This window comes from Mesorhizobium sp. ES1-3 (assembly GCF_020164795.1).
Classification (GTDB): domain Bacteria; phylum Pseudomonadota; class Alphaproteobacteria; order Rhizobiales; family Rhizobiaceae; genus Mesorhizobium.
This window is the reverse complement of sequence record NZ_JAIUGW010000017.1, coordinates 23930-45210: the sequence shown is the minus strand read 5'-3', so window position 1 is coordinate 45210 and position 21281 is coordinate 23930. Positions and strand designations below refer to the sequence as shown.

The following is a 21281-nucleotide window of genomic DNA, read 5'->3' as shown; positions in this document are numbered from 1 at the left end:
GGGGAAACTCCACCGCGTCAATCGAGAGGCAATCGGTGACGATTCACGGAACTGAGATACTTCGAATACATGGCCGCGGTTTCAATCAACGGCCAAATTGTTCGTGCATCCCGTCTATTCGCCAGCGTTGAATTCACCTTTAAACAAGATTGTCTCCACCGGCCCCGCGGGATTAGTGATCCGCCTCTCCAGCACTTCTACAAGTGTACGTCCAACCACGGCCATGTCGACGGAATGAACGCCGATCTTCGCCGGTAGGAAGCGCGCCAGACGTGTGTTGTCGCGGGCGACGATGTGGACGTCGCGGCCCGGCTCAAGGCCCCGCCGGCCGAGTGCGTGCAACGCTCCAAGAAGGCCCAGTTCATTGGCGCATGCCAGGCCAGTCGGCGGATCTGACGACGCCAGCAGGCGATCGAACCAGGCTGCGCTCGATTCTATCGTGAATGTGCCGTGGCCGATCAGCGATTGGTCGACCGCAATGCCGGCCTCGGCAATCGCTCTTTGATAGCCTGCCAGACGCTTGGCGCTCGCCTGGTCTTTCGGCACGAGAAGTTGCAGCGCAATACGTCGGCAGCCCTTGCCCATCAGCCGTCGGGTCGCCTCGTAGGCGATCTGCTCATTGTCGATATCGACATAGGGATAGGCGATGTCCAGATCGGTTCTGCCGAAGGTGACGAACGGCATGCCCCGGTCGAGTAGCAGCTTGACGCGCGGATCGCCCGAGACCATGCGCGTGATGACCAGTCCGTCCGCGCTGTGCGCCTGGAGCAGGCGCCGCATGCTTTCGACCGGATCGTCGTCTGGTGTGGTGGAATATATGGACAGGCTATAGCCCGTTTGCCGCGCCGCCAGCGTCATGCCCTCGATCAGGGGAAGCTTGGCCAGATCGGACAAGTAATCGCTCGTCTCCATCGGCAGCACTGCCGTCAGCGTCATGGTCCGTCCGGTTTTGAGCGCGCGACCGTGATGATCCGGCACGTAGCCGACGCGCTTGGCCACCTCCTTGACCCGCGCCACGGTCGAGGGATGCACTTCCGGCCCGTCCTTCAGAGCGCGCGATACGGTGGTTACCGAAAGAGAAAGTTCCGCCGCTATCTGTTTTAGATTGGCCATGTCGCCCGACTTGATTTGCGAAAGCGTCGGCTGATTTGCTGAGCTTCGTAACGTTACCGGATTCGACCTAACGGTCAAATCCAACGCCACCACAACCGAAAGGTCCGTCTGAAAGTAGCTTGACTTCATCGCATTTCGCTGAAATCGTAACGTTACGATTGATAAAAAGCCCATCTAAGCGACATTTTGATGAATCCTGGAGGAGGAGAACCCATGTCCTGGCTACCACGCATTTCCCTGGCCGTGATCGCAGTCTCGGCTGCCTTGCCCGCCTTTGCCCAAACGGTCACCATCACGACCGCCGGCGGCGACTATGGCAAGGCCATGAAGGAGGCCATGTGGGAACCCGCCGCCAAAGAGCTTGGCTATGATGTCCGCGAGGAGACGCAAAGCGACGGCCTTGCCGCATTGAAGATGCAGGTCACCTCGGGTGCGGTCACCACCGACATCATCCATCTCGGTTCACCGGAAGGCGCGCAGGCGGCCGCACAGTCGCTGCTGGAGCCGCTTGACTACAAGATCATCGATCCCAAGTCCGTGCCGGCCGGCGCAAAGTCGGACTATTGCTATCCGTTCGACTCCTACGGCACCGTCATGTCTTGGAATACCAAGACCTTTGGCGAGAACCCGCCGAAGACCTGGGCGGAGTTCTGGGACGTCGCCAAGTTCCCGAACCGTCGCGCTCTGCGCGCCAATGCGCAGGACTTGATCGAGATCGCACTGCTCTCCGACGGCGTGGCGCCGGCGGACGTCTATCCAGTGCTTAGCACGCCGGAAGGCCTGCAGCGCGCCATCAAGCGGCTTGAGGCGATCAAGCCAAGCGTCTCGGTATGGTGGACCTCAGGAGCTCAGTCGGCGCAGTTGCTGAAAGACGGCGAAGCGGATCTGGTCGTTACCTGGAATGGACGGGCCCAGACGGTCAAGGCAGATGGCGGCGCCGTCGACTACACGTTCAAGGGTTCCGTAATAGGCACGGACTGCCTTGGTGTGCCGAAGGGAGCCCAGAACAAGGATGCGGCCATGAAGCTCATTGCAGCGATGACGCAGCCCGCGCGCGTGGCAAAGCTCACCGACTTCATCGCCTATGGTCCGGTCAACCCTGCCGCATATGAAGGGGGCCTTATCCCAAAGGACCGCTTGAGGACCCTGGCGACGGCGCCCGAAAATGCCGGCACTTCAGTGTTCTCGAACGCCGACTGGTGGGTCAAGAACGGCGAAGCCGCACAAAAGGCCTTCGATGAAATGATCAGCCGCTGACGCTCCAATGCATCAACTGCAGGGCCGGAGCGCATGATGAAATCGCTTCCGATCACCATCGACAGCGTGCGTAAGGCCTATGGGTCTTACGTCGCGCTGGACGATGTTTCGCTCGATATTAGGGCCGGCGAGTTCCTCACGCTGCTGGGCCCGTCCGGATCGGGCAAGACCACGTTGCTCATGGCTCTGGCCGGTTTTGTCCGGCCCGATGCCGGAAAGCTCCTGTTGGGTGATCGCAACATCACCCGCCTGGCCCCCAACAAGCGGGAGATCGGCATAGTATTCCAGAACTACGCCCTGTTTCCCCACATGAACGTCCTCGCCAACGTCGAGTATCCGCTGGCGCTGCGCAGGATACCGAAGGCGGAGGCGCGTCAGCGGGCGCTTGACACCTTGGCTCGCGTGAAACTGGAAGGTCTGTCGGAGCGCAGCGTCGCCGCCCTGTCCGGCGGCCAGCGGCAGCGGGTGGCATTGGCGCGGGCGATCGTCTTCGAACCTCGCGTGATGCTGATGGATGAGCCGTTGTCGGCGCTCGACAAGAATCTGCGCGAGACCATGCAATACGAGATCCGGCGCCTGCACGACGATCTGGGGATCACCACCATCTATGTGACCCATGACCAGCGCGAGGCATTGACCATGTCCGACCGGATCGCGGTGATGAGTTCCGGCCGCATCCAGCAGATCGATGCGCCGCAGCGAATCTATGATCGTCCATCGACCCGCTTCGTCGCGGAGTTCATGGGCGAGGCCAACATCGTGGCCCCGGGCCTGGCGCGCAGGATCGACGGCGCCGATGCGCCGCGCGAGACGCTGATGATCCGCGCGGAAAGCCTTCATCTCGATGCGAGCCTCGCCGGACGAGATGGAGTGGCGCTCGACGGGACGCTGCGCGCCAAGGCATTTCGCGGCGAGAACTGGCTTTTGACGCTGGCGCTTGACGGTGGGCAGGAAATCCTTGTGTGCATTCCGGCGGCATTGGCCGGTGGCTGCGCCGAGCTTCCCGCCGGTCAGAGGGTGACGGCCTATGCGCCAGCGGAGAAGGTTCACGCGATACCGGGAGCGATGGCGTGACCGTCGCCGCCGATCCTGCGCTCGCCGCGGATGGTCGACGCGAGCGGCGGTTTTTCCTTTCGCTTTCGCTCCCGGCGCTTTTCATTGTTGGACTGGCGGCGATACTGCCGCTCCTCTGGATTATCCGGCAATCCTTCCTGACCACGGCCGGTGAATACACCGTCGGCAATTACGAGAAGGTGCTGTCGAGCGGGCTGACCTGGTCGGCGCTGGCCACCACCCTTGAACTGTCGCTGGGCACGCTGGCGGCCTGCATCCTTCTCGGCACTCCGCTGGCGCTGGCTCTGGCCAGTGCCAGACCAAGGGTGGCCAACGTGCTGATGGCCTTCGTCATGCTGCCTTTGTGGACCTCTATTCTTGTGCGCACATATGGCTGGCTCGTGCTGTTGCGGCGTGATGGCTTGATCAACGCGGCTTTGACGGGTTCAGGGCTGACCGCGGAGCCACTGCCGCTGGTCTACAATTTCACCGGCACGCTCATCGGCATGGTTCACTACATGCTGCCGCTGTTTCTGCTGCCCGTTTACGCCGCGATGCGCGATATCGACACAAACCTCATTCGCGCCGCTGCCAGCATGGGAGCTACGCTCGGGCAAGTGATCCGCACGGTCATTCTGCCGCTTTCTGCCGGCGGCATCTTCTCGGGTTCGATCATTGTTTTCATCTACACGATCGGTTTCTTCATCACGCCAGCGGTGCTTGGCGGCGGCAAGGTGAATCCGCTCTCCATCCGGATCGAGCGCACGCTGTCGACCTTCCAGGATTGGGGCTCGGCGAGCGTCCTGGGCATTCTGCTCCTCGTGCTCATGGCGGTGATCGCTGTGATGCTCCTGGCGGCAAGACGGCTGATGGCACACAACAAGATGGGCGCGGCCCATGCTTGAGGCCTATCTGGACAACAGGCTCGCTCGCGTCCTTCTATGGGGCTTTTCCGCGCTTGTCATGGCGTTCTTGATACTGCCGACGCTTGTCGTCGTGCCGCTCTCCTTTTCGGCGTCCGACCTTCTCGAGTTTCCGCCGCGCGCCTATTCGTTGCGCTGGTATGAGAACTTCTTCGGCTCAGCCACATGGATGGCCGCGCTGAGGACGAGCCTGATTCTTGGGACCTTGACGGCGGCGGTTGCCGTACCGCTGGCGCTACTGGCCTGCATCTCGATGAACAGGCTCGGCGGAAGGGCCGCCGCGACCATTCAAGGCGTTCTGCTCACCCCCTCCATCGTGCCCGGAATCCTGCTTGCGATCGGCCTCTTCTTCGTGCTGGCGGCGCAAGGCCTGGTCGGAACGCTGTTCGGCGTGCTGGTCGGGCATGTGGTGCTGGCCATCCCGGTCGCCTGCATTGTGTTGGCGCCCGCTCTTGCCCGCTTCGACTGGAACCAGGTTCAGGCGGCGCGCAGCCTGGGCGCCGACTGGACCAGATCCATTGGCGGCATCATCGTTCCGCAACTTCAAATCAGCCTGTTGTCGGCGACATTGATGGCCTTCCTGACCTCGCTCGATGAGTCTGTCATCTCGATCTTCGTCGCGAGTGGTCGAAACAGCACGCTGCCGAAACTCATGTTCCTGTCGCTGCGCGACCAGATCGATCCGACCATCGCGGCGATCTCGACATTGTGGACCGCCATTGTCGTGGCCGTCATCCTGATCGTTACCCTTCGCCAAAAATCCTGACTGAGACCGAAAACATGCCAATCAATCCTATCGCAGCCGATCATTCGACAGACATACCCAAGGTGGGGCTGGCGATCATCACCGGCTCGGCAAACTGGGGACTGGCCTTTCCGGAGGATGTCGAAGTCGACGGCGTGCGCACCTTACAGCGCGATATGAGCTTTGAGACACCCTTTGGCCGCACCGACCACTGGAAGCTCATCGAGTTCGATGCCTCGATTACCGCCGAAGGCAAAACGAAACAGGCGCTATGTATGTATTCGCACGGCAACCCTCGCGACCATATCGACCATTCCTGCCATCGCCGCGCGTTCTGGGTGTTGATGAGCGCGGGTGTAAGGCAAATCCTGGCCTGCTCGACCATTGGCGCCGTCAACAAGGCGATCAAGCCCGGCGACATGGTGGTGCCCGCCGACATCATCGAACTGACGCAGACGCCGTTTTCACTGCTCCCTGGCCGCCAGAGCTTCGACTGCTCGGGCAAGCAGATCGTATGCCCAATATGCGCGGCCGCTCTGGTCGAAACCGCCCGCCGTCATTGGCCGTCCCAATGCCGCGTTCATGGCATCGAGCAGCAGCTGGTCGCTGCCCACTGTTACGGGCCGCGGCTAACAACCCCGGCCGAAGCCCTGGCGTTTCGAAGCATGGGAGCCGACGTGCTCAACCATTCGATCGCCCCCGAAGCGACCTTGTCGCGCGAGATCGGCGCCTGTTTCGTGCCTTGTGCGTTCGTGACGGCGGGCTTCAACGATTATATGGACCGCAATCGCCAGGAATTGCTTCAGGACGACGTGTTGCCAAGCCTCTCTATGACAGCATCGCGAGTTGCGCTGGAAACTGCCGCAAGATTACCGGCTGATCCGGAGTGCTCATGCCAGGGTTTGAAGTCGCCACAACCCGCAGAGCGCCTTACCCGGTTCTGAGGCAGCGAGGGAGTTTGACTGGTCACTCACGAGGAGCGCCTATATCGTCAAAGCAGTTGCGTCTGCGGGCGACCGCACCAAAATTGAGAGCGCCCCAAACGGCTTTCCGCGATCGGGACGTGTTACCGACCTCTCAATGATAGCCGCGGGTAGCGCTTGAGACTGCGGCGCGGCTTCCTGCAAATCCTGAATCTTGCCAGGGCTTGAAGTCGCCTCAACCAGCAGAGCGTTCCAGCCGTTTCCGAAGCCAAGGTCCGGTTCGAGCTACAGCGCGCCGGTCTATAGCTGTTCGGTCAGGAGCCGATGTCGACTTTCAGTTGGGACATCGTCGTTCGTCGTCGCGCGAGCGTCCGAACACCAATAGGCGACTTCGCGGCGGTCAGAACGCCTCCTTCGCACGGAACAGATGCCTACCGGCACCTACCTGGCGTCACGCGGATCCCCGCACGACCAGTCGTCCGGGAATGATCACCGTCTTCTTGGGCTCGCGGCCCAAGATCATGGCAACGGTTGCCTTCACCATTGCCTCGACGGGTTGTTCGTATGTCGTCAGATCATAGGCCGGCGCGGCAGCAAACAGCGTGTTATCGAAGCCCGCCACGGCGATGTCTGCCGGCACCTTCAAGCCGAACTCGCTGCGGATGACGTCCATCGCCCCGAAGGCCAGGACATCGTTTTCGCACAGCAGGACGTCAACGCGATCAGTGGGCGATACCTCGTTCAGATAGCGCCGCACAGCCTCCGCGCCCGAGGCCGCGCTATAATGGTGCGCCACCAGTTCCGGCATCTCAGCGATGCCGTGAGCCTTCCAGAATGCCTTGAAACCCCGATGCCGGCCAAGCGCGGTCGACAAAGTCTTTGGTCCGGCCATGAAGCCCGGGCGTCGGTATCCTTTTCCATGCAGATGCCTGCACAGGTCCTTGATGGCCAGGGTGGTGTCGCAGTTGATCGCAGGCACGCCGGGGATCTGGCTGTCGCGTGCCAGAACGAACATCGGGGCCGCTCCGTCCAGCCTGATATCCTGCAGCATTTCGGTTCTGAAAGCGGTGCCGCACATGATCACGGCATCCAGCTGGCGCTGATCGGCGTTGAGAAGCGCATGCACGTGGTCGAAATGCTCGTTGATGTTGATCAGGACGGCAACGAGACCTTCCGATTGAAGTTCGAGAGTTAGCCGCTCGAGGAACGACAGCTTGTAGGGATTTTCGAAGTCGTCGACGAGAACGGCCACTTGATGCGTAAGATTGGTCGCAAGGCTTCGGGCCAGCAGGTTGGGCCGGTAGTTCAGCCTTTCCGCGACAAGCATGACCTTGGCACGGCTGCTCTCGGTGATCGATGCCCCCGGCGTGAAGGCGCGAATGACCGTCCATTTGGAGACGCCCGCCTGTTCCGCGACGTCTCTTGCAGTCGCCCTCTTAGCCATCACTCTTCCCGCCCGCGTCGTCATATGGAATGCCTATTTCATTTTACGGCAAAATGAAATGGACGTTGACATTCCTTCCCCCGCCGCTATGAATATGCACGTTTGCTACCGGTAGCAAAGAGGTAGCCAGACGGGAGCATCGGCGCGTGTGAATGCGCCGAAAGATGGAGGAGGGGCGCCGCCAAGCCGCGCCCATTTGGAGGAATCGAAATGAAATCAATAGTGAGGAAGCTTGCCTTCGGCGCGGCCGTGCTCGGCTGCCTTGTGACTGGTGCCCAGATCGCTTCGGCAAAGGACGTCAAGATCATCGTCGTCAGCCATGGCCAGGCCAACGACCCGTTCTGGTCGGTCGTAAAGAACGGCGTGACGGCGGGCGCCAAGGATGTCGGCGTCAAGGTCGACTATCGCGCACCCGAGACGTTCGACATGGTGGCGATGAGCCAGCTGATCGACGCGGCGGTCAATCAGAAGCCGAACGGGCTGATCGTCTCGATTCCGGACGCTTCCGCGCTTGGGCCCTCGATCAAGAAGGCGGTCGCCGCCGGAATCCCGGTCATCTCGATAAATTCCGGCTCCGATGTTTCGCAGTCGCTCGGCGCTCTCCTGCATGTCGGCCAGGACGAGTATAGCGCGGGCAAGGCGGCGGGAATGAAGCTGAAGGAGATGGGCGGCAAGACAGCCATCTGCGTCAACCAGGAAGTCGGCAATGTCGCGCTCGACCAGCGCTGCAAAGGCTTCGGCGACGGCTTTGCAGGCAATGTGAAGGTTCTGCCGGTTTCCAATGATCCCGCCGACGTCCGCGCCAAGGTGAAGGCGGCGTTGAGCGCGAACGGCGACATCGACACCATCATGGCGCTCGGCGCCAGCACCGCCGGCGAACCGTCGCTGGCCGCCGTCAAGGATGTCGGCAAGCTCGGCAAGATCAATGTCGCCACCTTCGACCTTTCGGCGGACTTCCTGAAGGCGGTCGCGGCCGGCGACGCCGCCTTTGCCATCGACCAGCAGCAGTTCCTGCAGGGATATCTGCCGGTCGTCTTCCTGGCGAATTATGCGAAATACGGCCTGATCCCGGGCGGCAACGTGCCTTCCGGCCCGAACCTGATCACCAAGGACAAGGCGGCGCAGGTCGTCGAATTGTCGGCCAAGGGCATTCGCTGAATCAAGCATTGCCCAATGCCGATTGTCGACGGTCCTCCCCGGTTTCGGGGAGGGCGCTCGACCGCCAGCCGCAAGTTCCGCAACACCGTCCGGACACGAGCACCTCGGCAACTTCGCACGCTATGGGGAGGAATCATGGCTCAGATCGAACAACAGAGCGCCGCTGCCGCGAAACCCGATGAGCGGATCAGGCAAGTCGGTTTTCTCACACATATGATGCGCCGGCCCGAGCTCGGCGCCGTCGCCGGGCTGGTCCTGGTGGTGGTGTTCTTCTTCTTCACCGCCGACCCCTCGATGTTTTCGCTTTCCGGCCTGATGACCATCCTGGCGCCGGCGTCGCAACTGGGGATCCTGGCCGCCGCCGCCTCGCTCTTGATGATCGGCGGCGAGTTCGATCTTTCGATCGGCTCGATGGTGGCCTTCACCGGCCTGATCTTCGGCGCGCTGTTGACCAATTTCGGTCAGTCGCTTTGGATCTCCATCGTCTTCACGCTGCTGCTTGCAGCCGTCATGGGCGCGGTCAACGGACAGATCGTCATCAGGACGCGGTTGCCCTCGTTCATCGTCACGCTTGCCTTCCTGTTCATCCTGCGCGGCCTGACCCTGGTCGGTCTCAAATGGGCGACCGGCGGCTCGACCCAACTGCGCGGGATAGAGGATGTCGTCGGCGACGGATTGCTGAAGCAGGTGTTTTCGGGCGTCGCCTTCCAACCCTTGTTCAACTGGCTGGCCGAGCATGATCTCATCGAGAAATTCGACAATGGCGTGCCCAAGGTGACGGGTGTGCCGGTCTCGGTTCTCTGGTTCGTTGGGATCACGGGGGTCGCCACTTGGATGCTGCTGCGCACGCGCGTCGGCAACTGGATCTTCGCGGCAGGCGGCGATCCGGTCGCGGCGAGAAATTCCGGCGTGCCCGTCGACCGCGTGAAGACGGGGCTCTTCGCCCTGACGGCGTGCGCGGCGGCGCTCGTTGCCATCATCACCGTGCTGGATGCAGGCTCGACGGACGCGCGCCGCGGCTTTCAGAAGGAATTCGAGGCCATCATTGCGGCCGTCATCGGCGGCAGCCTGCTGACTGGCGGCTATGGCTCGGCGATCGGCGCCTTCTTCGGTGCCATCATCTTCGGCCTCGTCTCCATCGGCCTGACATACACCCAGTTCGACTCCGACTGGTTCCAGGTGTTCCTGGGCTCGATGCTGCTTCTGGCCGTCCTCTTCAACAACTTCATCCGCCGCAAGGTGACAGGGGAGCGCTGATCATGGCTGATGGCAAGACAGTGACCTCGCCGCCCGTCATCGAGGTCAACAACATCGTCAAGCACTATGGTTCCGTCATCGCGCTGTCGGGCGTTTCGATGAAGGTGTCGCAAGGCGAGGTGCTGTGCCTGCTGGGCGACAATGGCGCCGGCAAGTCGACGCTCATCAAGACGCTTTCCGGCGTTGTTCGTCCGACCAGCGGCGACTTCCTCGTCGAGGGCAAAAGTGTCAACTTCAACAGCCCTCGCGACGCGCTCGATGCCGGCATTGCCACGGTCTATCAGGATCTGGCGATGATCCCGCTGATGTCGATCACCCGCAATTTTTTCATGGGCCGCGAGCCGCTCAAGGGCATCCCGCCGTTCCGTCACATCGACTTCAAGCACTGCAATGCCGTGACGCATGAGGAGATGCGCAAGATTGGCATCGACATCCGCGACCCCAACCAGGCGGTCGGCACGCTCTCGGGCGGCGAGCGGCAATGCGTGGCCATCGCGCGCGCCGTCTACTTCGGGGCCAAGGTCCTGATTCTCGATGAACCGACTTCGGCGCTGGGCGTCGCCCAGACATCGATGGTGCTGAAATACATCCATCAGGTTCAGCAGAAGGGCCTAGGCGTGATCTTCATCACCCACAATGTCCGTCATGCCTATGCTGTCGGCAGCCGGTTCACCGTGCTCAACCGGGGCAAGACGCTTGGCACCTGCGCCAAAGGCGAGATCGGCATCGATGAACTGCAAAACATGATGGCCGGCGGCAAGGAACTGCAGACCCTGTCCGACGAGCTCGGCGGAACGATCTAACCTCGAACGGGATATTGATGATGACAACGGCCCTTGAGACCGCGGGACCCTTCACCTTGGCGGTTTGCGCGGAGATGGTGTTCCGCTCGCTACCTGTGCTCGATCGCCTCGCGCGGATCACCGAACTTGGCTTCGCCGCCGAGATCTGGGACTGGACGAAGTACGACATTGCCGCGCTTGCCAGGTCTGGAGCCTCGTTTTCCTCGATGACCGGCTATGTGACAGGCACGCTCGCCGATGACGCGGGCGCGGACGAGCTGATCAGGACGGCGAAACTCTCCATACCGGTCGCCAAGGAGCTGAATTGCCCGCGGCTCAACCTTCACGGCACGGGGCTCGACGGGCAGGGGCTGCCGGTCGTCAAGTCCGAAGACGTGACCGGCCAAATGTGGCTCAAGGCCCGCGATACGCTCAATCGCATCGCCGACCTTGGCGAGCAGGAAGGCGTGACCTTCGTGCTCGAGAACCTCAACGAGGCTGTCGACCACCCGAAAACACCGTTCGCCAAGGCGGCCGACACGATCGCGCTCGTCGCGTCGGTCAACCGGCCGTCGCTCAAGCTCAACCTCGACCTCTACCATGCGCAGATCGGCGAAGGGAATCTGATCGAGCTCTGCCGCCTTGCGCTTCCCCACATCGGGGAGATCCAAGTGGCCGATGTTCCCGGCCGCAACGAACCGGGTACCGGAGAAATCAACTACCCCGCCATCGCCCGCGCCCTCTACCAGATGGGCTATCGCGGAGTCATCGGCATGGAGGCCTGGCCGTCGGGTGGCGACGAGCTCGCGCTCAGCCGCTTCCGCCAGGCGTTCACCCTCTAGGCCACCCTTTTCTCGTCAATTGAATTTCGGAGTATCAAATGCCTGCCCACCGCCCTGTAAATATCGCCCTGATCGGGGCTGGCCGCATCGGTTCCTTCCACGCTGAAACCGTTGTGCGCCGGCTTGTCGACGCTAATCTGGTCGCGATCGCAGATCCGGCCGAGGGCGCGGCGCAGGCACTCGCCAGAAATCTGGACGTGCCAACCGTCGCGACCGAGGTCTCGGCAGTGCTTGGCGACCCGGCGGTCGAAGCCGTCATCATTGCATCGCCGGCGCGCTTCCACGCCAGCCTCGCCGTTCAGGCGGCCGAGGCCGGCAAGGCCGTCTTCTGCGAAAAGCCGATGGCACTGACGCTTGAGGAAGCGGACCGCGTGATCGCCGCTGCATCCAAGGCGCAGGTGCCGCTCCAGGTAGGCTTCAACCGCCGCTGGGACCAGGCTTTCGCCGAAGGACGCGCCGCGATCGATGCGGGCAAGGTGGGTACGCCGCAGTTGATCCGGTCGCTGACGCGCGATCCCGGCCCTTATGGCGGCATTCCGGAAAAGACGCCACGATGGACGATCTTCTACGAGACGTTGATCCACGACTTCGACACGCTTATCTGGCTCAACCCCGCAGCTCGGCCGGTCGGGGTCACGGCAATCGCCGATGCGCTCGTGCGCCCCGATGCCAAGGACAAAGGCTTCCACGACACGGCCGTCGTCACAATCCGCTTCGACAACGGGTCGATCGCCGTAGCCGAAGCCAATTTTTCCGCCATGTACGGCTACGATATTCGCGGCGAAGTCTTCGGTTCGGGCGGCATGATCACCATGGGCGACGTGCGCCGCTCGAGCATGACCCTCTTCGACAAAAACGGCGTCTCCAGCGATACGTGGCGGCGCGACACCGATCATTTCGTGCACGGCTACACCGCGCAGCTTGCCTCCTTCGTAGGCGCGGTTCGCAGCGGCGTGGTCAAAGGGCCGGCCGGTCAGGACGCGCGCACCGCGCTTGCGATCGCTCTGGCATGCATCAAGTCGGTGGAAGAGCGGCGCACCGTGTCGATGAGCGAGATCTGAAGGATTGCGCGAAGGTGGTGGGACATGTCGGTTTCAGATCACGGCACCAATCGGTCGCGACCTTTGCGGATCTGAAAGGAGGGATTGCTTGTCGCGAGCTCGTTTTCCCGCCGCAAGTCGAAAAACTCGCCGCCGTCGCCTTTGCGCGTCCTGAACTTCTGGCTTTCGACAGTGCGCTCGAGATTGCTGCCAGCGCCGGCGTCTCGAAGACGACCGTCGCCAGGTTCGCCAGGCTTCTCGGCAAGCGCAGCCTGAAGGAGGCAAGAAGCGTTTTCCGCGAGGAACTCCGACGGCGTCACGAAGCGGACGCTAGGCGGGCAGGTCAGTAGCTGCCATAGCGACAGCGTCGATCACTTCCTTTCAGCAATATCAGGCTTCGGTGATCTCGCAGTCACCGCCCGGTTGGGTGACGATTTCGTCGTGCGTCAGTCTGCCGCCGGCTGCCATGAATCGATGATGATTTGAATCGGAAAGGTGCACAGAGTGTCAGCGCGCAACCGCGTCGACATTCTCGTCGTTCCGGCTGACGAGGAACAGCCCGTGGCGCGCGCGCTGAACACAGTCTGAGTGGTCCGCAGGCTGCTGGGGCCGCTGCCGCACCTTACTTCGGCAACTTGGCGCCCCGCTTGCGCTGGACCAGCACGAGTGTGGCGTCATCCGGGTCAGTCGTGACTGTGAAGCCCATCTCGCGCTCGAGCTCGATTGCTGCGTGGTTTTCCCGGTTTTCGATCGACTCGATCATGTCGAGACCCTGCTCATCCGCGTGGCGGGCAATGTGGGCGAGCAACTCCCAACTGACACCCAGGTGCTTGCGGTCGTCGCGAATGCAGATTGCGACCTCGCCACGCCGGTCGGTCGGATCGCTGGCGAGCGTCGCTACCGCGATCAACATTCCGTCTGGTGCAAATGCAAGGAAGTTATGGATATGAGCATCATCCGAGCGCGTCATGGCAACCAGCCGTTCGTGCGAAACTTCCCGCACGGCGCCGAGAAAGCGGAAGCGCAGATCTTCAGGCGTCACATGGGTGAAAAACTCAGCCAATGCCGGCTCGTCCTCGGGGCGCGCGCCGCGCACTTGGAAACGGAATCCCGTGTGGGTGGTGAGCGTCTTGTTCATTGCATCTGATCCTTGGTCTGTGGTCTGGCTTCATCGCAGCGGCGAGGGCGGTTATTCGCCCATGTCCAAAAGCACGTCCTGCTTGAGGATTTCGATGCTGCGCAGGCCGAGCAGGCGAATGACGCCTTTGTCCTTCAGGCGGGTGAAGACCCGCGACACGGTCTCGATGGTGAGGCCGAGATAGTCGCCAATATCCAGGCGCGACATCGGCAATTCGACCTGGCGCAAGCCGCCCTGGCGTTCCGTCATGTCGACCAGGAATGCGGCGACCCGTTCGATGGCGTTCTGGCGGCCGAGGACCAGAAGATGCTCCTGGGCTCTGATCAAACCCTTGAGCGCCAGCGGCAGCAACTGGCGGGACATGTCAGCGGCCGCGGCGATCCGGACAACGCGGATACCTGTCGCGTTGATTGCCTCTGCGAAGAAATGATGCGTGGCGTCGGCCTCGAAGCCAAAAGTCTCTCCGGCCATATGAAAGGCGCTGATCTGCCGGCGGCCGTCAGCCAGCAGCCGGTACACACGCACGGCGCCGAACTCGACCTGGTAAAGAGGCCCGGCCTTTTCGCCCTGGGCGTAGATCTCCGTGCCGGCCGGGAAGAAGCTGACTGGTTGCGCCATAGCCCCGTCGAGGAGAGCGAAAGGGCTCGGCTGTGTCGGCAGTTCAATCTTGGCGATCTGTCGAGCGTACATGGCTGTCTCCCCGGTTGGTCCGTGACACAGCAATCGCGCGAATCCGCAGATCGCGAAATTCGGTTATGTCCCTAAGGGATACTACCTAGTCAGTTCAGCCCGATTCGATGCACTGGCGACTGCATGGCCTTCCAGGGCCGCCCAATTTTGCAGAACTTGACGCACACACCTTGTCGAGCGTCTTCGACCATGGCTAGTTCCGCGATGCCATGCAGCCGGCCGATTGAGGAAATCGGCGCAAGGCGGGGCAGGCTCCGACCCTCGCGCCAGCCGTGCCGGCGGACGTCACCCACGCTTGGCTTTGGCCGTTTTCGTCTCGGGGTCGCAGTAGATGCCGTAGAGCGTCTGGAGTATGCGTTCCACCTCCTCCGAAGCCAGGCGGTAGTAGACCTGCTGGGCGTCGCGGCGGGTGTCGACCAGCTTCAATGCCCTGAGCTTCGACAGTTGCTGCGACAGCGCCGACTGGTTCATCGCGACAAGGTCCGCCAGTTCGTTGACGGACGTCTCGCCGTCCAGCAGGTGGCACAGGATCATCAGCCGTTTTTCATTGGCCATTGCCGCGAGCAGTTCGGATGCCTCGCGCGCCCTCTTGTCCAACTCGGCGACTTTCTTATTGCGCATATGAACACATTAGCATATTAACAGTTACGCATAATATTAGCCCGATGCTGTCGCCTGTCAAGCCGACGGATCGATGACCCATCGATGACCCTGCGGGAAATCCACACTGGCAGGATCGTTTGACCCGCATCAAGTCGCAACCGGTCGCAAGGGCGCAAGATGAGCCAATGTCGCTGTCTGCGGCAGCGGCAAACATCGGCTCTGCACGCAAGCACCGCCGCAATGGGAGGATAGAGCATGGCGCATGTTGTGGTCCTGGGTGCCGGGCTGGGTGGTACCATCATGGCCTACGAGCTTCGCGACGAACTGGCGAGCGAACATCAGGTTTCCGTGGTCAACAATGGCAGCCACTATTCATTCGTGCCGTCCAACCCCTGGGTCGCCGTTGGCTGGCGCGACCGGCAAGCGATCGAAATCGACCTTGTTCCGGTGCTGGCGCGGCGCAACATCGGCTTTCATCCGCAAGGTGCCAGGCGCGTTCACCCGGTCGAGCGCACGGTGGAACTCAATGACGGCTCATCCGTCACCTACGACTATCTGGTGATCGCCACCGGCCCCGAACTGGCATTCGACGAGATCGAAGGCTTCGGGCCTGAGCACAACACCCAGTCGGTCTGCCACATCGATCACGCACTCAAGGCCAAGACGGCCTTCGACGCGCTCGTCGCCAAGCCCGGTCCGGTCGTCATCGGCGCGGTCCAGGGAGCGTCCTGCTTCGGGCCCGCCTATGAGTTCACCTTCATTCTCGACAAGGCGTTGCGCGACGCCAAGGTGCGCGATCGCGTCCCAATGACCTTCGTCACCTCGGAACCCTATATCGGCCATCTCGGCCTCGACGGCGTTGGCGACACCAAGGGCCTGCTCGAGAGCGAGATGCGCCAACATCACATCAAGTGGATCTGCAACGCCAAGATCGACAGGGTCGAGCCGGGCAAGATGTTCGTCCAGGAAATCGCCGACGATGGGTCGGTCAGACAGGCGCATGAATTGCCGCATGCCTTCGCCATGATGCTGCCGGCGTTCCGTGGCGTGGCGGCGGTGCGCGGCATCGAAGGCCTCACCAATCCGCGCGGCTTCATCCGCGTCGACAAGCACCAGCGCAACCCAGCCTTCCCCGACATATTCGCGGTCGGCGTCTGCGTTGCCATCCCGCCGATCGGCAAGACGCCGGTTCCGGTAGGCGTGCCCAAGACCGGCTTCATGATCGAATCCATGGTCATCGCGACGGCCCGCAACATCGGCCGGCTGGTCAAAGGCATCGCGCCCGATGCCCAGGGCACATGGAATGCGGTTTGTCTCGCCGATTTCGGCGATTCCGGCGTGGCCTTCGTGGCGCAGCCGCAGATCCCGCCGCGCAACGTCAACTGGTCGTCTTCCGGCAAATGGGTGCACACCGCCAAGGTCGGCTTCGAGAAGTATTTCCTGCACAAGATCAGGACCGGCAAGGCCGAACCCTTCTACGAACGCCTGGTGCTGCAGGTGCTGGGCATCGACAAGCTCAAGCAGATCAAAGTCGAGGCATCCGTGGATGTCCCGGCTGACTGACCAAGGTAAGCCGGCGATGGGGCCGGTTGGCGGGCAAGCGACAACCAGCGGTCGCCTGCGGCAAATTCAACACGAGCCCTTGCAGTCAATGATAAGTATTCGTATATTAAAATATAATCATATACAAATGGAGATGACAATGTCCATCGACCGTTCCGTTCTGGCCTTCGCGGGCACCATGGTGCTTTTGTCCGTCGCGCTTACCGCTTTTGTCTCGCCGCTGTTCGTCTGGCTGACGGTCTTTGTCGGCCTCAACATGCTGCAATCGGCGTTCACCGGCTTCTGTCCGGCGGCGATGATCTTCCGCAAGCTCGGCGTCAAGCCTGGATGCGCGTTCTGAGAAAGGTCAAGATGCGCTCGTCTGTTCTGTTCGCCGCGTTGCTGGCTACCTCTCCGGCGCTTGCCGGCACGCTGACGCTGGCGCCGACCACGGTGACCGAATGGAAGGCGGTCTATGGCCGTGTCGAGGCGCGCGACACCGTTCCGGCGCGCGCCCGCATCGGCGGCGTTGTCATGGAGCTGGCGATCACCGAGGGCGACATGGTCAAGGCGGGGCAGAAGATCGCCACCGTCCAGGACGACAAGATCGCCTTTCAGGTCGCCGCGCTCGATGCCGAGCTGCGCGCCCTGCGGGCACAGCTGGATACGGCTCAATCCGAACTCGAACGTGGCCAGACCCTGGTCGACAAGGGCGTTATTACCGCGCAGCGTCTCGATCAGCTGCGCACCGAGGTCGACGTCGCGCGCAACCAGCTTGCCGCGGCCGAGGCGCAGCGTTCGGTGATCGTGCAGCAGGGCGCCGAGGGCGATGTCCTTGCTCCCGGCGATGGCCGCGTGCTGGCCGTGCCGGTGACGCGCGGCGCCGTCATCATGGCCGGTGAAGTGGTGGCCACCATCGGGGGTGGCGGCGTGTTCCTGCGGCTGGCCGTTCCGGAGCGTTACGCGGCGTCCCTGAAGCAGGGAGCCGCCATCCGCATCAGTGCCGGCGGCAAGGAGTCCGCCGGCCGGCTCGCCAAGATCTATCCGCAGATGGACAATGGCCGTGTTGTCGCCGATGTCGAGGTCGACAATCTCGATACCAATTTCATCGATGCCCGGGTCCTGGTCGAGCTGCCGGTCGCCGAGCGCTCCGCGCTGCTGGTGCCGGCATCGGCGATCGAGACCCGTTCGGGGATCGATTTCGTGCGCGTCGCCGCCGGCGGCGGCGATGCCGAACGTGCGGTGGTCGCCGGCGAGCGGACCAAGCGCGCCGGCGGCGACTATGTCGAGATCCTGACAGGCCTCGCGGCCGGCGATGTCGTGATCACGCCATGAAAGATCCAGCATCGTTCGGTATTGCCGGCGCGCTGACGCGGGCCTTCATCGGCTCGCCGCTGACGCCACTGTTCCTGGTCGCGGCTTTCGCCTTCGGGCTGGTGGCGCTGCTGACGCTGCCGCGCGAGGAGGAGCCGCAGATTTCGGTGCCGATGGTCGACATCTTCGTGCGCGCGGACGGGCTGAAGGCCGACGATGCTGTCAAGCTGATCACCGAGCCGCTGGAGACGATCGTCAAGGGTATCGACGGCGTGGAGCATGTCTATTCCCAGACCCGCGACGATCAGGTGATGGTCACCGCCCGGTTCGTCGTCGGCACATCGTCGGACGCCGCGGTGCTGCGCGTCCACGACAAGGTGCGCGCCAACATGGATCGCATTCCCATCGGTGTGCCCGAGCCGCTGATCGTCGGCCGCGGCATCGACGACGTCGCCATCGTCACGCTGACGCTGTCGCCGAAGCCGGAGGCGGCCGCGCGCATGACTGCCAACGACCTCACCCGCATCGCGCGCGAACTGCGCACCGAGATTGCCAAGATCGACAATGTCGGCCTGACCTATCTGGTCGGCGACACCGGAGAGATCATCCGCGTCAACCCGAACCCGGAGAAGCTCGCCCTTTACGGCGTCACCCTGCAGCAGCTCGCGGCCAAGGTTTCCGGCGCCAACAAGGCTTTTCCGACTGGGCGCGTGCGCAATCAGGGCGAGCAGATCGATATCGTCGCCGGCGAGACGCTGGCTTCGCCCGACCAGATCGGCAACCTGCTCTTGACCTCGCGCGACAACCGGCCCGTCTATGTCCGCGACGTCGCCGACGTCGCCTTCGCCACCGACACCGGTGAAGCGCTGGTATCCACGGTCACCAGGGCCGGCGCCGGCGTGGAGCGCGTGCCGTCGGTCACGCTCGCCATTGCCAAGCGCGCCGGATCGAACGCGGTCGCCGTCGCTGATGCTATCCTGCATCGGGTCGCCCTGCTCCAGGGCGGACTGATCCCCGGCGATATCTCGATCGACGTGACGCGCAACTACGGTGAAACCGCCAACGACAAGGCCAACGAGCTCCTCTACCACCTCGGCCTGGCCACGATCTCGATCATCGTGCTGGTCTGGGTCGCCATCGGCCGCCGCGAAGCCATGGTCGTGGCCGTCGTCATTCCAGTGACCATCCTGCTCACGCTGTTTGCCTCGCGCGTCATGGGCTACACGCTGAACCGCGTCTCGTTGTTCGCGCTGATCTTTTCCATCGGCATCCTCGTCGACGACGCCATCGTGGTGATCGAGAACATTTCGCGCCACTGGGCCATGGGCGGCGGGCGCGATCGTCGGCAAGCGGCGATCGAGGCGGTGGCCGAAGTCGGCAACCCGACCATCGTCGCCACCTTGACCGTGGTCGCAGCCCTGCTGCCGATGCTGTTCGTCTCGGGAATGATGGGCCCCTATATGAGCCCGATCCCGGCCAATGCGTCGGCGGCGATGATCTTCTCCTTCTTCGTCGCGGTGATGGTGACGCCGTGGCTGATGCTCAAACTCGCCGAACGGGCGCCGGTGCACGCCCATCAAGACCATGGCAATGGCGGTCCGCTCGGCCGCGCCTACACAGCCGTCGCCCGGCCGATCCTGGCCTCGAAGAAGGCGAGCTGGGCTTTCCTCCTTGCCGTCGGCGTGCTGACGCTTGGCTCGCTTGCGCTGTTCTACACCGAGCATGTCACCGTCAAGCTCCTGCCCTTCGACAACAAGTCCGAACTGTCGGTCACCATCGACCTGCCGGAAGGGTCTTCCGTCGAGGCGACCGATGCGGTGGCGCAGGCCGTCGCCGCCAAGGTTCTCGAGCTGGAGGAGGTCCGAACGGTCCAGACACATGCCGGAACGGCGGCGCCCTTCAATTTCAACGGCCTCGTCCGCCATGCCGTCCTGCGCACCGAGCCGCAGCAGGGCGACGTTGCGCTCAACCTGCTGCCGAAAGCGAACCGTACCCGCTCCAGCCATGAGATCGCGCTCGATGTGCGCCAGCGCATCGCAACGATCCCGGTGCCGGAAGGTACCAGCCTGAAGGTCGTCGAGCCGCCGCCCGGCCCGCCGGTGATGGCGACCCTGCTGGCCGAGATCTACGGACCTGACGGCGAGACGCGCCGCAAGGTCGCCGCCAGGATCGAGACGGCGTTTCGCTCCGTGCCTTTCATCGTCGACGTCGACAATTCCTGGGGCCAGCCCGCGCGCCGACTGCGCGCCACGATTTCGACCGACGATGCGGAGTTCTTCCATGTCGAGGAAAGCGACGTCTTCGACACGCTCGCCATCCTCAATGGCGGGAGGACCGTCGGCTATTCGCATCGCGGCGGCGGCCGCCAGCCGATCCCGATCCGCATCGAGCGGCCGAAGGGCGAAAAGACGCTCGACGAGCGCTTCCTGACCACGCCAATTCCGTCGAATGTCCTGCCCGGCGACCGCGGCGTGGTCGAACTCGGCGATGTCGTGCGGGCGACGCCGGAGCGCGCTTCGTTCCCGGTGTTCAGGCACAATGGCCGCGCCGCCGAAATGGTGACGGCCGAGCTTGCCGGCAGCTTCGAGGCGCCGCTTTACGGCATGCTGGCTGTCGGCAAGGCCATCGACGCTCAGGACTGGACCGGACTGCAGAAGCCCGCGATCGCGCTGCATGGCCAGCCGGAGGATGAAAGCCGGCCGACCCTGTTGTGGGATGGTGAATGGGAAGTCACCTGGGTGACCTTCCGTGACATGGGGGCTGCCTTCGGGGTCGCGCTGCTCGGTATCTACATCCTGGTTGTCGCGCAGTTCGGGTCGTTCAAGGTGCCGCTGGTGATCCTCACCCCGATCCCATTGACCTTTATCGGCATCCTCGGCGGGCACTGGTTGTTCGGCGCGCCGTTCACGGCCACTTCGATGATCGGGTTCATCGCGCTGGCCGGCATCATCGTGCGCAACTCGATCCTGCTGGTCGACTTCATCCGCCACGCGGCGTCGCCTGAAAGGCCGCTAAGCGAGGTGCTGATCAAGGCTGGAGCCATCCGGTTCAAGCCGATCCTGCTGACGGCACTTGCCGCCATGATCGGCGCGGCAGTGATCCTGACCGACCCGATCTTCCAGGGGCTGGCGATCTCCCTGCTGTTCGGCCTGGCGTCCTCGACGCTGCTGACGGTGCTGGTCATTCCCGCGATCTACCGGGTGCTGCGCACGTGAACGGGAACAGAGCGGCCTGTCGAATGCTTTCCTGTTGTCGGATCGATTTCAAGTGGCGCCGGAATGCAACGTCGTCGATTCGCGTCAGATCAAATAGGCGCGCAGCGATTGTCGTTACGGTGAGGTGGATGGAGCTTCGCTCGCTGCCGTCCTTCACCAGCGACGAGTCTCTCGCAAATCTGGTAGCCTACAATTGAGGCGTCTGGCCGGCACAATTGGTGGCATCTACCATTGGGGTCCTT

20 protein-coding genes are annotated in these 21281 nt (G+C 62.7%); 14 read left to right on the top strand and 6 right to left on the bottom strand.

The annotated features are described in order from the left end of the window. Positions 1 to 114: 114 nt before the first annotated feature. Positions 115 to 1242, bottom strand: coding sequence for a LacI family DNA-binding transcriptional regulator (locus LB536_RS21525; RefSeq protein WP_224596109.1), 1128 nt, complete (start codon positions 1240 to 1242; stop codon positions 115 to 117). 84 nt (positions 1243 to 1326) lie between these two features. Here LB536_RS21525 and LB536_RS21520 point away from each other — a divergent pair, with 84 nt between their 5' ends. The 5 genes from LB536_RS21520 to LB536_RS21500 all read left to right on the top strand — a co-directional run bounded on the left by LB536_RS21520 (position 1327) and on the right by LB536_RS21500 (position 6035). Further along, the gene (locus LB536_RS21520) at positions 1327 to 2370 is read left to right on the top strand and encodes an ABC transporter substrate-binding protein (RefSeq protein ID WP_224596107.1); all 1044 of its coding nucleotides are present in this window, start codon (positions 1327 to 1329) and stop codon (positions 2368 to 2370) included. A 36-nt stretch (positions 2371 to 2406) separates the two neighbouring features. Beyond that, complete coding sequence (locus LB536_RS21515; protein WP_224596105.1) at positions 2407 to 3444, top strand: ABC transporter ATP-binding protein; 1038 nt, start codon at positions 2407 to 2409, stop codon at positions 3442 to 3444. Continuing rightward, positions 3441 to 4328 carry an ABC transporter permease gene (locus LB536_RS21510; RefSeq protein ID WP_318013485.1) on the top strand — a complete coding sequence of 296 codons (888 nt, stop codon included), beginning with the start codon at positions 3441 to 3443 and terminating at the stop codon, positions 4326 to 4328. Before LB536_RS21515 ends, LB536_RS21510 begins: the two co-directional genes overlap by 4 nt. Then, positions 4321 to 5112, top strand: a complete 792-nt coding sequence (locus tag LB536_RS21505) for an ABC transporter permease (protein WP_140764904.1) — start codon at positions 4321 to 4323, stop codon at positions 5110 to 5112. The genes LB536_RS21510 and LB536_RS21505 overlap by 8 nt, the downstream gene beginning before the upstream one ends. A 62-nt stretch (positions 5113 to 5174) precedes the next feature. Continuing rightward, positions 5175 to 6035, top strand: coding sequence for a 5'-methylthioadenosine phosphorylase (locus LB536_RS21500; protein ID WP_224596102.1), 861 nt, complete (start codon positions 5175 to 5177; stop codon positions 6033 to 6035). Between the two features lie 430 nt (positions 6036 to 6465). Here LB536_RS21500 and LB536_RS21495 read toward each other — a convergent pair whose 3' ends face one another. Then, positions 6466 to 7458: a LacI family DNA-binding transcriptional regulator gene (locus LB536_RS21495; RefSeq protein WP_224596101.1), complete on the bottom strand. Its 993-nt coding sequence runs from the start codon at positions 7456 to 7458 to the stop codon at positions 6466 to 6468. Positions 7459 to 7668: 210 nt separating this feature from the next. Between LB536_RS21495 and LB536_RS21490 the strand changes: the two genes are divergently transcribed. The 5 genes from LB536_RS21490 (at position 7669) to LB536_RS21470 (ending at position 12558) form a co-directional block, all read left to right on the top strand. Then, positions 7669 to 8616: a sugar ABC transporter substrate-binding protein gene (locus tag LB536_RS21490; protein ID WP_140764913.1), complete on the top strand. Its 948-nt coding sequence runs from the start codon at positions 7669 to 7671 to the stop codon at positions 8614 to 8616. A 135-nt stretch (positions 8617 to 8751) separates the two neighbouring features. Then, a complete protein-coding gene (locus LB536_RS21485) occupies positions 8752 to 9873 on the top strand; it encodes an ABC transporter permease (protein WP_224596100.1) in 1122 nt (373 codons plus the stop codon). 2 nt (positions 9874 to 9875) lie between these two features. Beyond that, positions 9876 to 10676 carry an ATP-binding cassette domain-containing protein gene (locus LB536_RS21480; protein WP_140764919.1) on the top strand — a complete coding sequence of 267 codons (801 nt, stop codon included), beginning with the start codon at positions 9876 to 9878 and terminating at the stop codon, positions 10674 to 10676. A 20-nt stretch (positions 10677 to 10696) separates the two neighbouring features. Beyond that, positions 10697 to 11497 carry a TIM barrel protein gene (locus LB536_RS21475; protein ID WP_224596099.1) on the top strand — a complete coding sequence of 267 codons (801 nt, stop codon included), beginning with the start codon at positions 10697 to 10699 and terminating at the stop codon, positions 11495 to 11497. Positions 11498 to 11535: 38 nt separating this feature from the next. After that, on the top strand, positions 11536 to 12558 hold the full coding sequence (locus tag LB536_RS21470) for a Gfo/Idh/MocA family oxidoreductase (protein ID WP_224596098.1): 1023 nt from the start codon (positions 11536 to 11538) through the stop codon (positions 12556 to 12558). Between the two features lie 38 nt (positions 12559 to 12596). Here the strand turns inward: LB536_RS21470 and LB536_RS21465 are convergent, their stop codons facing one another. The 4 genes from LB536_RS21465 to LB536_RS21450 all read right to left on the bottom strand — a co-directional run bounded on the left by LB536_RS21465 (position 12597) and on the right by LB536_RS21450 (position 14986). Next, a complete protein-coding gene (locus LB536_RS21465; protein WP_224596097.1) occupies positions 12597 to 12857 on the bottom strand; it encodes a hypothetical protein in 261 nt (86 codons plus the stop codon). Positions 12858 to 13159: 302 nt separating this feature from the next. Next, on the bottom strand, positions 13160 to 13675 hold the full coding sequence (locus LB536_RS21460; protein WP_224596094.1) for a GNAT family N-acetyltransferase: 516 nt from the start codon (positions 13673 to 13675) through the stop codon (positions 13160 to 13162). A gap of 51 nt (positions 13676 to 13726) precedes the next feature. Beyond that, complete coding sequence (locus tag LB536_RS21455) at positions 13727 to 14365, bottom strand: helix-turn-helix domain-containing protein (RefSeq protein ID WP_224596091.1); 639 nt, start codon at positions 14363 to 14365, stop codon at positions 13727 to 13729. Between the two features lie 285 nt (positions 14366 to 14650). Next, positions 14651 to 14986, bottom strand: coding sequence for an ArsR/SmtB family transcription factor (locus tag LB536_RS21450; RefSeq protein ID WP_140764933.1), 336 nt, complete (start codon positions 14984 to 14986; stop codon positions 14651 to 14653). A gap of 237 nt (positions 14987 to 15223) precedes the next feature. Here LB536_RS21450 and LB536_RS21445 point away from each other — a divergent pair, with 237 nt between their 5' ends. The 4 genes from LB536_RS21445 to LB536_RS21430 all read left to right on the top strand — a co-directional run bounded on the left by LB536_RS21445 (position 15224) and on the right by LB536_RS21430 (position 21039). After that, entirely contained in the window at positions 15224 to 16531 is a 1308-nt protein-coding gene (locus LB536_RS21445; protein WP_224596089.1) for an NAD(P)/FAD-dependent oxidoreductase, read from the top strand. Between the two features lie 139 nt (positions 16532 to 16670). Next, the gene (locus tag LB536_RS21440; protein WP_140764937.1) at positions 16671 to 16871 is read left to right on the top strand and encodes a DUF2892 domain-containing protein; all 201 of its coding nucleotides are present in this window, start codon (positions 16671 to 16673) and stop codon (positions 16869 to 16871) included. Continuing rightward, positions 16859 to 17845: an efflux RND transporter periplasmic adaptor subunit gene (locus LB536_RS21435; RefSeq protein WP_224596087.1), complete on the top strand. Its 987-nt coding sequence runs from the start codon at positions 16859 to 16861 to the stop codon at positions 17843 to 17845. Before LB536_RS21440 ends, LB536_RS21435 begins: the two co-directional genes overlap by 13 nt. Continuing rightward, entirely contained in the window at positions 17842 to 21039 is a 3198-nt protein-coding gene (locus LB536_RS21430) for an efflux RND transporter permease subunit (RefSeq protein WP_224596084.1), read from the top strand. The genes LB536_RS21435 and LB536_RS21430 overlap by 4 nt, the downstream gene beginning before the upstream one ends. Positions 21040 to 21281 lie beyond the last annotated feature (242 nt).